The sequence below is a fragment of the Micromonospora sp. NPDC003776 genome, from assembly GCF_053605645.1.
In genome coordinates this window covers 1-11,153 of record NZ_JBSGJR010000186.1, presented here as the reverse complement: position 1 = coordinate 11,153, position 11,153 = coordinate 1, and the positions used below count along the sequence as shown (strand labels likewise).

The following is an 11,153-nucleotide window of genomic DNA, read 5'->3' as shown; positions in this document are numbered from 1 at the left end:
TAGGCGATGACCGGGATGTTGGAGTCGGCGGCCTCCTGGAGCACGTTGTACAGGGACTTGTTGTCGATCGCCGCGATGATCATGCCCTTGACGCACAGGGTGATCAGGTTCTCGAACTGGGCGACCTGCTGGTCCGGGTCGTCCTCGCCGTACACCAGCTTGGTCTTGTACCCCTTGGCCCGCAGGTTCTTGACGACGTTGGCGCCGTCCGCGATCCACCGCTCGGAGGACTTGGTGGCCTCGGCGGTGGTGCCGGCGGCCTTGCGCGCGGTCGCCTTCCGCGGGGCGGGGGCGGCCGGGGCCTCCTCAGCGGCCGGCGCCTGCTTCGGGGCGGGCGCGGCGGCCTTCTTGGTGGTCTTGGCGGTGGTGGCCCGGGAAGCGGGCGTGGCGGACCGGGCGGCGGCTACCCGACGGCGGGTGCTGGCGGAGCCGTCCACCACCACCGTCACCCCCGCCTCGGAGAGCGCACGGAGGATCTTCTTGGCCTGGGCCGGGGTCACCTCAGCGGACTCGACGGTGCGCGCGAGCTGGGCCGACGTGAGCTGGCCGCCGGCGCTCTGCGCGTGGGCGATCAGGGTGTCGGTGAGCGAGCGAACGTCGGCGCCGGTCTGGCGGGGTTCTGTCACGAATGACCTTCCGGAGGCGAAGAGCGAGCACGGCCGGGTTCGTCCGGCGCAGGGCGGAGCACCGTGCCGGGCGATGTCGTTGAGGGACCCCCGTGTCCCGGGCCGGCCGGTCGCTGGCGGTCCGTGGCGCGTGGGCAGGGTGAATTGTAACGCCGTCTACGGCGATCATCCCGCGCCGCACGGCGTACCGGCGGTGTGGACCGCCGATTCGGCGCAGATGTGGACTTTGTAAGGATGATACCCACGCGCGACCCGGCCGGCCCCCGTCGTGCGGGAAGGGGACGAACATGATCCGCTCGGCGCCCACGCCGCAGGCACTGCTGGAGATCGCCGTCGAGGTGGCGCGGGACGCCGCCGCCACCGCGCACCGGATGCGGGCCGAGGGGGTCTCGGTCGCCGCGACCAAGAGCACCGTCACGGACGTGGTCACCGCCGCGGACCGGGCGGTGGAACGGCAGGTGCTCGACGCGTTGCGGGCCCGCCGCCCCGGGGACGCGGTGCTGGGCGAGGAGTACGGCGCCGGCCCCGCCGGCGAGAGCGAGGTGCGCTGGATCGTCGACCCGATCGACGGCACCGTCAACTACCTCTACGGGCTGCCGTACTGCGCCGTCTCGCTGGCCGCGGAGGTCGACGGTGAGATGGTCGCCGGGGTGGTCCGTAACGTCGCCACCGGCGAGGAGTGGACCGCCACCGCGGGTGGCGGTGCCTGGCGGGACGGGGAGCGGCTGCGCTGCTCGACCGAGACCGACCTGGGGCAGGCGCTGGTCGCCACCGGGTTCGGCTACGACGCCGGCCGGCGGGCGCACCAGGCCCGGGTGGTCGCCGAGCTGATCCCGCACGTACGGGACATCCGCCGGATGGGCGCCGCCGCCCTGGACCTCTGCCTGGCCGCGGAGGGGCGGGTGGACGCCTACTACGAGAAGGGGCTGGCCGCCTGGGACCTCGCCGCCGGCGGGCTGGTCGCCCGGGAGGCGGGGCTGCTGGTGACCGGGCTGTCCGGTCGGCCGGCCGGCCCGGACCTGGTGATCGCCGCCCCGCCGGCACTCTTCGAGCCGTTGCACACCAGGCTCGCCGCCCTGGACGCCTCCGGCGGCCCGTGACCGCCGGCCCGGCCGGTCGGAGCCGGCCCGGCCCGGCCCGGTCCGGCGTTCGCCCGGTTGACCGGCCGGCGGGACGGCACCGATATGCGAAAAAGAGTGGCCCCGGTGTCGGAGAGGCCACTCTTTTTCGGAAAATCGTGTGAAGCGGGGTCGGCCGGACGGCCGACCGGGTTTACTTGTCCACCGGGGCCGGGCAGGTGCCGGGCGGGGCGACCGGCGAGCCGAGGTCGCCGAGGGACTGGTTGACCTCGGTGGTGGTGGCCAGCTGCTGGAAGCCGTTACCGAGGATGACGTCGACCGTATCGTCCTTGCGCTTGATGTCGAACTGCGGGTCGGCGTTGTCGAGGAAATAGGCCCGCAGCAGATGCGCGGAGCCGACGCCCTTCGGGCCGAATCGTAGGACCGCGACGTCGTCCACCTGCTTGGGGGCGTTGCCTTCCTTCTTGACCTGGAACTTGCGGTTGCGGAAGTCGTCCGCGACGCTGCCGGCCAGGCCCGCCTCGTCGGTGCCGTTGTAGACGTTGATCTTGACGTCCTTCGGCTCGCGGAGGGTGACGTCGGCCAGGGGCCAGTTCTTGGAGCAGCCCGCGGCGGTGCCCGCGTTGCTCTGGGTGTCCCGCACCAGTGCGATGACGACGAAGACCAGGGCGAAGACCGCCAACAGGCCGACGACAACGAGTGCCCGCACTCGCGCAAAACTCATCTGGGCGCTCCCGGACAGTGATGGGGTGGCGGCGGCCGCCGGCGGTCGGGCCGTCGAGTACGCCGCTGAGGTTAACGGTTGTCCGGCCGTCGCGTGGAAACAGTCCGACATACCGGCGCGCCACCGGGGGAACGGGTACTACTACCCCTATCTTCGTGTCGCCTGAGTCACATTGGGAACAACTTCGGGCGCAGGGGCGTACATCTCTGCCACGAGGGCGGTATACATGCCTCGCCCAAAGGGGGGGTAAGGTTCCGCGCTCGCTGGGGGAGTTCCTCTGGCGACTCGGCCCACCAGTCGTCGGGTCGGGTGACCGACACATTTGGTGGCCGGCCAGCGGAACCGAAACAGCGTCGTCCGGCGTTACAACCGGAAGCGACCATATCGATATGGGAGAGTGAAACCGATGGCCACCGACTACGACGCCCCGCGTCGCGACGAGGTCGACCTCGGCGAGGACAGCCTGGAAGAGCTCAAGGCACGGCGGGTCGACTCACAGTCGGGCGCCGTGGACGTCGACGAGGCCGAGGTGGCGGAGAGCTTCGAGCTGCCCGGCGCCGACCTGGCCGACGAGGAGCTCACGGTCAAGGTGCTACCGATGCAGCAGGACGAGTTCCGGTGCGGACGCTGCTTCCTCGTGCACCACCGTAGCCAGCTCGCGGTCGAGCGGAACGGCGAACTGATCTGCCGCGAGTGCGTCTGAACCCGACGCGTGTCACCGGCGGCGGCCTCCTCGACGGGGCCGCCGCTGTTCGAGCCGCCGTGCGCCGGTGGCGGGAAGCTGCTTGACTCGTATCGGCGGCTGCCACGCCGCCGCGCACGCGAGGGCGGGCAGGTGACCGAGCGGAGGGAGGCGGCGTGAGCGAGCGCAGTGACCGGGCCGGGGGGCCGGGCGCGGACGGGACCGGCGCCCAGCCACCGGCCGGCAACGCGGACCCCGAACGGTCCACGTCGGCCGAGCCGGCCGGCGACGCCGACCAGCTCGGCGCGACGGTCGCCGCCCTCACCGCGGACGACATCGCCCCCGCCCGCCGGCGGCAGCTCCTCACCCGGCTGGTCGGTCAGGCGCGCGCCCGTGGCCTCACCGACCTGTTCAAGCCGAAGGCCGCCATCCGCTGGATGACGGACACCGTCGCCGACGTCGCCCCGCACGTGCCGATCCGCGATCTGGCGACGCTGCGCCGGCACTTCCCGGGCCTGGACGACGACGAGCTGGCCGAGCGGCTGATCCGCAACGCCGCCCGGGCCACCGCCGGCGTGGGCGCGGCCGGTGGCGGGGTCGCCGCGGTGGAATGGGCGGTCACCCCGACCCTGCTCTCCGCACCGGTGCTGCTGGCCGCCGAGACCGTCGCGGTGGTCGCCATCGAGCTGAAGCTGATCGGCGAGCTGCACGAGATCCACCGGATTCCGCTGCCCACCGCCGGCACGCCGCGTGCGGTCGCCCTGGTGCAGTCCTGGGCCACCCAGCGGGGGATCAACCCGATGATGCCCGGGGTCGGGGTGAGCGCGGTGCTCAGCACCGCCGCCCGCCGGGAGCTGCGGGACAGCCTGCTGCGCCGGTTCGGCCGGAACCTGACCACGCTGGGGCCGTTCCTGACCGGCGCCGCCGTGGCCGGCTACCTGAACCGCCGGGCCACCCGCACCCTGGCCGACCAGCTCCGCAAGGACCTGCGCCGGCGTGGCCGCGAACTCCCCGGCGGCTCCCGCCCCGCCCTCCCCTGACCGGGGGGCGTGGGAGCGGGGGTCAGGCGGCGTCGCGGGCGGCGAGGAGGGCGGCCGCCAGCTCCACCGGGTGCCGGGTGCTGACCACCCAGAACGGGGTGGGGTCGGCCGGGTCGTCCAGCACCACCTGCACCGCGCCGCCGACCCAGGGCCGCTGCACCACGAAGGCGAGCGGGTCGGCCCCCACGCCGAGCACCTCCCGCCGGTCGGCGGCGTCGAGCGGGACGGCGTCGGCGACGTACCGGACCGGGAGGCGGGCGTCGTCCACCCGCAGCTCGCCGTCGCGGACCGCGACGCGGATCCGGCCCAGCCAGGCCAGCGCGGCCACCGCCGCCGGGATCAGCACCAGGAAGGGCAGCCAGGCGCGGACGCCGCTCGCGCCCATCCACAGCTCCGCGGCGAGCAGCCCGGCCCCTGCGAGCCCGGCCGGCCAGGCCCACCAGGGCAGGGTGAGCCGCTCCGCGTACCCGGGGGCGGGGGTCACCCGGGACGCCGGGGCGGGTGATGACGACGACTGGCGCACACTCCGAGGGTACGGCGCACGGCCGGCCCGCCAACCGGCAGGATGGCAGGGTCACCCCCGCAAGGACCGGACGGAAGAGGAAGACCGTGACAGACCTCGTACCCGTGCCCGTACGGCAGCTCGATCCCGAGCTGCCGCTGCCGGCGTACGCCCATCCCGGCGACGCCGGTGCGGACCTGGTGGCCGCCGCGGACGTGGAGCTGCCGCCGGGCGGGCGCGCCCTGGTGCCCACGGGGGTGGCCATCGCGCTGCCCGAGGGGTACGTCGGGCTGGTGCATCCCCGATCGGGGCTGGCGGCCAGGCTCGGCGTGACGGTGCTCAACGCGCCCGGTACGGTCGACGCCGGCTACCGGGGTGAGATCCTGGTCAACCTGATCAATCATGATCGGGACACCCCGGCGAAGATCAGCCGGGGCGACCGGATCGCGCAGCTCGTCGTCCAGCGGGTCGCGCGGGCCGATTTCCAGCAGGTGGCGGAACTGCCCACGTCCCGGCGGGGTACCGGCGGGCACGGCTCCACCGGCGGACACGCCGGGCTGGTCCCGGCTCCGGCGGGCGGGCAGACGGAAGAGGTGGCAGGGTGAGTGCGAACAGCGGAGGGTGGGCGCAGTGATCTTCTCCCGTAAGCGGGCCGAGGGCGCGCGGCACGCGCGTGACGAGCGGACCACCGGGGTCCTCGACTCCCAGGAGGGAGAGGAGACCCCGCAGGAGCCGGCCCGCGGCCCGTACGACGTCTCCGAGGCGCCCGACGCGCCGCGGCTCGACCTGGGCAGCCTCCAGATCCCGGCGGTGCCGGAGGTCGAGGTGCGGGTGCAGGCCGACCCGCAGGGCGTGATCCAGCAGGTCGTGCTGGTGCACGGCCAGAACGCCCTCCAGCTCGGCGTCTTCGCGGCACCCCGCTCCGAGGGCATCTGGGACGAGGTGCGCGAGGAAATCCGGCAGTCGCTGTTCAACGACGGCGCGGCCGCCCAGGAGATCGAGGGGGAGTACGGCACCGAGCTGCGCGCCCGGGTGCGTACCCCGGACGGCCTGACCGACCTGCGTTTCGTCGGCATCGACGGGCCGCGCTGGATGGTCCGGGGCGTCTACCAGGGCGAGGCGGCCACCGACCCGGTCGCCGCCGGCCCGCTGGCGGCCTGCCTCGACGGCCTGGTGGTGGACCGGGGCCAGGAGGCGAAGCCGGTCCGCGAGCCGCTGCCGCTGCGCCTGCCCCGCGAGGTGGCCGAGCAGCAGGCGGCCGGCGAGCAGCCCGCGCCGGAGCAGCGCGAGGCCTGAGCCACGACACACCGGGCCCGGTGGCCGTCGGCTCCCCGTCGACGGCGCCGGGCCCGACGTGTGTCCGCCCCCTTCGGGGTACGCCCGGGCGGACGCCGACTCCGCCGGCGGGCCGTCTCGGCGTACGCTGGCGGGACGGTCCCGGCGCCCTGCCGGGCCGAGCCAGCGCCGGCGCGGACCGGCCCCCGGGTGGAGAAGGGTGACGCGGAGGTCATGACGACCGACGAGAGCCGGGTGTCGCTTCGGCGGCTCCTGCATCGGCTCACCGCGAGCGAGTCCGAGATCGAGGCGCAGGAGCTGCGCCGGGAGAGCGCCGAGTCCGGTGGCATGCCGGCCCACCAGTGCAGCCGTGGGCAGGTGGTCTCGGTCGCCGGGCGGCTCCGCACGGTGGTCTACACGCCGCGGACGAACCTGCCGACCCTGGAGGCCGACCTCTACGACGGCAACGACGTGGTCACCCTGGTCTGGTTGGGCCGACGGCACATCGCCGGGATCGAGCCGGGCCGGCACCTGACCGCCCGCGGCCGGGTGGCCGTACGGGACGACCGCAAGGTGATCTACAACCCGTACTACGAGCTGGAGTCGCCGAAGTGACGACCGGACAGCACACCGACCCGGCGACCGGGCCGGCGGACGACGACCGGCTGCCGAGCCTCGCCGAGCAGATGGCCGACCAGCTCGGCGGCTGGCGGGGCCTGGTGGAGTCGAGCATCCCCGTGGTGGTCTTCGTGATCGCCAACGTGGTGGGCGAGCTGCGCCCCGCGGTGATCGCCTCGGTGGCCGTGGCGCTGCTCATCGCCGGGCTGCGGCTGGCCCAGCGCCGGCCGGTCCGGCACGCCGTCAACGGCCTGTTCGGCATCGCCATCGGCGCCGCCATCGCCTGGCGCACGGGCGACGAGCGGGACTTCTACCTCCCCGGCATCCTCTACGGCATCGGCTACGGCCTGGCCCTGCTGCTCTCGGCGGCGATCCGGCAGCCCCTGGTGGGCTGGATCTGGTCGGTGCTGGTGGCCAAGGGCCGCTCGGAGTGGCGGGACGACCCCCGGCTGGTCCGCACCTTCACCCAGCTCACCGTGCTCTGGGGCGTGGTGTGGCTGGCCAAGGTGGGCGTGCAGGCGGGGCTCTACCTGGCCCACCAGGACACCGCGCTGGGCGTGGCCCGGCTCGCCCTGGGCTACCCGCCGTACGCGCTGCTGCTGCTGATCACCGTCTGGACGGTGCGCCGGGTCACCCGGCAGACCGCGCCGACGACGCCGCTGCCCGGCGCCTGAGGCCCCGCCCGCCCGGGCCGGGCGGGACGGACCAGCGTCAGATCCCGTCCCGGGTGCGCCCGACGCTGTCCGGGCCGAGGATCACCCCACGGACCTCGTCCTCCACCGCCGCCGTGCACACGAAGATCAGCTCGTCGCCGGCCTCGATCGGGTCGTCCGGGGTGGGCACCAGCACCCGCTTGCCGCGCAGGATCGCCACCAGGGCGGCGTCCCGGGGGATGGGCACCGCGTGGATCGGCTGGCCCACGTACGGGGCGGTCGGCGGCAGCGTGATCTCGACCAGGTTCGCCTCGCCCTGGCGGAAGGTCATCAGCCGGACCAGGTCGCCGACCGTGACCGCCTCCTCGACCAGCGCGGCCATCACCCGCGGCTTGCTCACCGCGACGTCGACGCCCCACTGGTCGGTGAAGAGCCACTCGTTCTCCGCCCGGTTGACCCGGGCGACCACGCGGGGCACCGCGAACTCGGTCTTGGCCAGCAGCGACACCACCAGGTTGACCTTGTCGTCGCCGGTGGCGGCCACCACCACGTCGCAGCCGGAGACGTTGGCCTCCTCCAGGCTGGCCAGCTCGCACGCGTCGGCGAGCACCCACTCGGCGGCCGGCACCCGGTCGGGCCGCAGCATCTTGGGCTGCCGCTCGATCAGCATCACCTGGTGCCCGTTGTCGATCAGCTCCTGGGCGATGGACCGGCCGACGTTGCCGGCGCCCGCGATGGCGATGCGCATCGCTCAGTGCCCCCCTTCCGGCGGCGCCGCCGCCACCGAGGTGACCGACCCGATGATGTCGTCGGTCACCAGCATGAAGACCTGGTCGCCCTCCTGCACCACGCTGGAGGCGGTGGGCAGCGTGCCGATCCCGAACCGGATCAGGTACGCCACCCGGGCGCCCGCGGACTCCTCCAGCTGGCGCAGCGGCCGGCCGATCCAGTCCTTGTGCACCGGCACCTCGATGATCGACACGGTGCTGGTCGGATCCCGGAAGATCTCGACGTTGCCCTCGGGGACCAGGTGGCGCAGCATCCGGTCGGCCGTCCAGCGGACGGTGGCCACGGTGGGGATGCCGAGGCGCTCGTAGACCTGCGCGCGGCGCTGGTCGTAGATCCGGGCGGCGACCCGGGAGACGCCGAAGGTCTCCCGCGCCAGCCGGGCCGAGATGATGTTGGAGTTGTCGCCGCTGGAGACCGCCGCGAAGGCGTCGGCGCGCTCGATGCCGGCCTGGCGCAGCACCTCGCCGTCGAAGCCGGCACCGGTCACCGTGATGCCGGCGAAGTCGGGTCCGAGACGGCGGAACGCGTCCGCGTCCTGGTCGATCACCGCCACCGAGTGCCCCCGGGACTCCAGGCTGTGCGCCAGGGTCGACCCGACCCGGCCGCAGCCCATGATCACGACATGCACGGTGTCCGCTCCTCCCACGGTGCCGCCCGCCGACCCGTCGCCTGCGAGCCTGCCACGTCCCCGCCGCCGACGGGGAGCCGACCGTACCGCGCGGGCGCACCCGAGGGTGATCAGGCACCCCCACCGTCCGGGGCGGGGTGGTCGTACTCTTGGCGGTTGTGGCCAGACCCACCTCGCTGCTGAAGCGACTCCTCGTCGGTCGACCGTTCCGGTCCGACCGTCTCCAGCACACCCTCCTGCCGAAGCGCATCGCGCTGCCGGTCTTCGCCTCCGACGCCCTCTCCAGCGTGGCGTACGCCCCGGACGAGATCCTGCTGACGCTCTCCATCGCCGGTGCGTCGGCGTTCGTCTTCTCGCCGTGGATCGCGCTCGCCGTGGTCGTGGTGATGCTGACGGTGGTGGCGAGCTACCGGCAGAACGTGCACGCCTACCCCTCGGGCGGCGGTGACTACGAGGTGGCCACGGTCAACCTCGGGCCCCGGGCCGGCCTCGCCGTGGCCAGCGCCCTGCTGGTCGACTATGTGCTCACCGTCGCGGTGTCGGTCTCCTCGGGCGTGGCCAACCTCGGCTCGGTGGTGCCCTTCGTGGGCAGCCACAAGGTGCTCATCGCGGTCAGCGCGGTGGTGCTGCTCACCGCGATGAACCTGCGCGGCCTGCGCGAGTCGGGCACGGCCTTCGCCATCCCCACCTACGGCTTCGTGATCGTCATCGGCGGCATGCTGCTCACCGGGCTGTTCCGGATCTTCGTGCTCGGCGACGACCTGCGGGCCCCGAGCGCCGGGTTGGAGATCCACGCCGAGCACAGCGTCACCGGCTTCGCGCTGATCTTCCTGCTGCTGCGCACCTTCTCCTCCGGCTGCGCCGCGCTGACCGGCGTGGAGGCGATCTCCAACGGCGTGCCCGCGTTCAAGGTGCCGAAGTCGAGGAACGCGGCGACCACCCTGCTGCTGCTCGGCACCATCGCGGTGAGCATGCTGGTCGGCATCATCCTGTTGGCGCGGCGGACCGGCCTCCAGTTCGTCGAGAGCCCGTCCCAGATCATCTCCGGGCCGGACGGGTACGTGCAGAAGACGGTGACCGCCCAGCTCGGCGAGACGGTCTTCGGCAGCGGCTCGGTGCTGCTCTACATCGTGGCCGCGATGACCGCGCTCATCCTGTTCCTGGCCGCCAACACCGCGTTCAACGGCTTCCCGGTGCTCGGCTCGATCCTCGCCCAGGACCGCTACCTGCCCCGCCAGCTGCACACCCGGGGCGACCGGCTGGCCTTCTCCAACGGCATCGTCTTCCTCGCCGTCTTCGCCGTGGTGCTGATCGTCGGCTTCCAGGCCGAGGTCACCCGGCTCATCCAGCTCTACATCGTCGGCGTGTTCGTCTCGTTCACCCTCTCCCAGGCCGGCATGATCCGGCACTGGAACCGGCATCTGCGTACCGAGCGGGACCCGGAGGCGCGGCGGCGGATGATCCGCTCCCGGGCGATCAACACCTTCGGCATGGCCCTGACCGGCGTGGTGCTGATCATCGTCCTGGTCACCAAGTTCCTGCTCGGCGCGTGGATCGCGATCGCCGCGATGGCGGTGATCTTCCTGCTCATGCTGGCCATCCGCCGGCACTACGACCGGGTCGCCGCCGAGCTGGAGCCGACCGAGCAGCGGGCCGTGCTGCCCGCCCGCAACCACGCCATCGTGCTGGTCAGCAAGCTGCACCAGCCGACCCTGCGGGCCATCGCGTACGCCCGGGCCACCCGGCCGGACACGCTGACCGCGGTCACCGTGAACGTCGACGAGAAGGACACCCGGGACCTCCAGGAGGACTGGGAGCGGCGTGAGCTGCCGGTGCCGCTCACCGTGATCGACTCGCCGTACCGGGAGATCACCCGGCCGATCCTCAACTTCGTCGCCTCGGTCCGCCGGGAGTCGCCGCGCGACGTGGTCACCGTCTTCATCCCCGAGTACGTGGTGGGCCGCTGGTGGGAGAACCTGCTGCACAACCAGAGCGCGTTGCGGCTCAAGGGCCGGCTGCTCTTCGAGCCGGGCGTGATGGTGACCAGCGTCCCGTGGCAGCTCGCCTCGACCGCCACCAAGAACCTGGACCGGCTGGACGCGACCCTGAGCCGGGGACCGGCGCGCGGACCGCGGGTGGTGCCGCGCAGCACCCTGCCGCCGACCGTCCCGCCGGTGGTCTCCGCCCCGCCCGGGGAGAGCGGCCCGACCGTCGGGGACCGGGCGTGACCGCGCCCGCCGAGGCCCGGCGCGGGCTGGAGGAGGCGGAGCGGGTCGAGCTGACCGTGGCCGGGGTCGCCCCCGGCGGCCACTGCGTGGCCCGGGTCGACGGCCAGGTGGTCTTCGTCCGACACGCGCTGCCCGGTGAGCGGGTGGTCGCCGAGGTGACCGAGCTGCACCGGGGGTTCGCCCGGGCCGACGCCGTGGAGATCCTCAGCGCCTCCCCGGACCGGGTCGAGCCGCCCTGCCCGTACGCCCGGCCGGGCCGCTGCGGTGGCTGCGACCTGCAGCACGTCGCGCCGGAGGCGCAGCTGCGCT

Annotated in this window: 14 protein-coding genes; 9 read left to right on the top strand and 5 right to left on the bottom strand. The window is 73.5% G+C overall.

Going from position 1 to position 11,153, the window contains the following annotated elements; translation table 11 throughout:
• The coding region (locus tag ACWEVO_RS17120) for a substrate-binding domain-containing protein (protein ID WP_452308499.1) at window positions 1-626 on the bottom strand (626 nt) is incomplete at its 3' end.
• A gap of 287 nt (window positions 627-913) precedes the next feature.
• On the opposite strand from ACWEVO_RS17120, the gene ACWEVO_RS17115 reads away from it, so the two are divergent.
• Window positions 914-1,726, top strand: coding sequence for an inositol monophosphatase family protein (locus ACWEVO_RS17115; RefSeq protein ID WP_452308498.1), 813 nt, complete (start codon window positions 914-916; stop codon window positions 1,724-1,726).
• 172 nt (window positions 1,727-1,898) lie between these two features.
• Here ACWEVO_RS17115 and ACWEVO_RS17110 read toward each other — a convergent pair whose 3' ends face one another.
• Window positions 1,899-2,414: a LytR C-terminal domain-containing protein gene (locus ACWEVO_RS17110; RefSeq protein WP_452308500.1), complete on the bottom strand. Its 516-nt coding sequence runs from the start codon at window positions 2,412-2,414 to the stop codon at window positions 1,899-1,901.
• A gap of 421 nt (window positions 2,415-2,835) precedes the next feature.
• Here ACWEVO_RS17110 and ACWEVO_RS17105 point away from each other — a divergent pair, with 421 nt between their 5' ends.
• Window positions 2,836-3,132: a DUF4193 domain-containing protein gene (locus ACWEVO_RS17105; protein ID WP_046565779.1), complete on the top strand. Its 297-nt coding sequence runs from the start codon at window positions 2,836-2,838 to the stop codon at window positions 3,130-3,132.
• Between the two features lie 155 nt (window positions 3,133-3,287).
• Window positions 3,288-4,151: a hypothetical protein gene (locus tag ACWEVO_RS17100; protein ID WP_452308497.1), complete on the top strand. Its 864-nt coding sequence runs from the start codon at window positions 3,288-3,290 to the stop codon at window positions 4,149-4,151.
• A gap of 22 nt (window positions 4,152-4,173) precedes the next feature.
• Here the strand turns inward: ACWEVO_RS17100 and ACWEVO_RS17095 are convergent, their stop codons facing one another.
• Complete coding sequence (locus tag ACWEVO_RS17095) at window positions 4,174-4,674, bottom strand: DUF3093 domain-containing protein (RefSeq protein WP_452308496.1); 501 nt, start codon at window positions 4,672-4,674, stop codon at window positions 4,174-4,176.
• Window positions 4,675-4,760: 86 nt separating this feature from the next.
• Between ACWEVO_RS17095 and dut the strand changes: the two genes are divergently transcribed.
• The 4 genes from dut (at window position 4,761) to ACWEVO_RS17075 (ending at window position 7,220) form a co-directional block, all read left to right on the top strand.
• A complete protein-coding gene (dut, locus tag ACWEVO_RS17090) occupies window positions 4,761-5,258 on the top strand; it encodes a dUTP diphosphatase (RefSeq protein ID WP_452308495.1) in 498 nt (165 codons plus the stop codon).
• 25 nt (window positions 5,259-5,283) lie between these two features.
• Window positions 5,284-5,949: a DUF3710 domain-containing protein gene (locus ACWEVO_RS17085; RefSeq protein WP_452308494.1), complete on the top strand. Its 666-nt coding sequence runs from the start codon at window positions 5,284-5,286 to the stop codon at window positions 5,947-5,949.
• Between the two features lie 213 nt (window positions 5,950-6,162).
• The gene (locus ACWEVO_RS17080) at window positions 6,163-6,543 is read left to right on the top strand and encodes an OB-fold nucleic acid binding domain-containing protein (RefSeq protein ID WP_387140971.1); all 381 of its coding nucleotides are present in this window, start codon (window positions 6,163-6,165) and stop codon (window positions 6,541-6,543) included.
• Window positions 6,540-7,220 (top strand): DUF3159 domain-containing protein, encoded by a 681-nt coding sequence (locus tag ACWEVO_RS17075; RefSeq protein ID WP_452308493.1) that lies wholly within the window; start codon window positions 6,540-6,542, stop codon window positions 7,218-7,220. The genes ACWEVO_RS17080 and ACWEVO_RS17075 overlap by 4 nt, the downstream gene beginning before the upstream one ends.
• A 37-nt stretch (window positions 7,221-7,257) precedes the next feature.
• On the opposite strand, the gene ACWEVO_RS17070 is transcribed toward ACWEVO_RS17075, so the two are convergent.
• Together ACWEVO_RS17070 and ACWEVO_RS17065 are read right to left on the bottom strand one after the other, a co-directional pair.
• Entirely contained in the window at window positions 7,258-7,947 is a 690-nt protein-coding gene (locus tag ACWEVO_RS17070; protein ID WP_452308492.1) for a potassium channel family protein, read from the bottom strand.
• 3 nt (window positions 7,948-7,950) lie between these two features.
• Entirely contained in the window at window positions 7,951-8,616 is a 666-nt protein-coding gene (locus tag ACWEVO_RS17065; RefSeq protein ID WP_452308491.1) for a potassium channel family protein, read from the bottom strand.
• Between the two features lie 158 nt (window positions 8,617-8,774).
• Between ACWEVO_RS17065 and ACWEVO_RS17060 the strand changes: the two genes are divergently transcribed.
• Both ACWEVO_RS17060 and ACWEVO_RS17055 read left to right on the top strand, forming a co-directional pair.
• A complete protein-coding gene (locus ACWEVO_RS17060; protein ID WP_452308490.1) occupies window positions 8,775-10,844 on the top strand; it encodes an APC family permease in 2,070 nt (689 codons plus the stop codon).
• Window positions 10,841-11,153, top strand: a 313-nt coding sequence (locus ACWEVO_RS17055; RefSeq protein WP_452308489.1) for a TRAM domain-containing protein, incomplete at its 3' end; no start/stop codon positions are given. The genes ACWEVO_RS17060 and ACWEVO_RS17055, both read left to right, overlap by 4 nt.

Bases quoted from the DNA above. Each gene is read 5' to 3' on its own strand.
- ACWEVO_RS17115 (WP_452308498.1), top strand. From the start codon at position 914: ATGATCCGCTCGGCGCCCACGCCGCAGGCACTGCTGGAGATCGCCGTC.
- ACWEVO_RS17105 (WP_046565779.1), top strand. From the start codon at position 2,836: ATGGCCACCGACTACGACGCCCCGCGTCGCGACGAGGTCGACCTCGGC.
- ACWEVO_RS17080 (WP_387140971.1), top strand. From the start codon at position 6,163: ATGACGACCGACGAGAGCCGGGTGTCGCTTCGGCGGCTCCTGCATCGG.
- ACWEVO_RS17070 (WP_452308492.1), bottom strand. From the start codon at position 7,947: ATGCGCATCGCCATCGCGGGCGCCGGCAACGTCGGCCGGTCCATCGCC.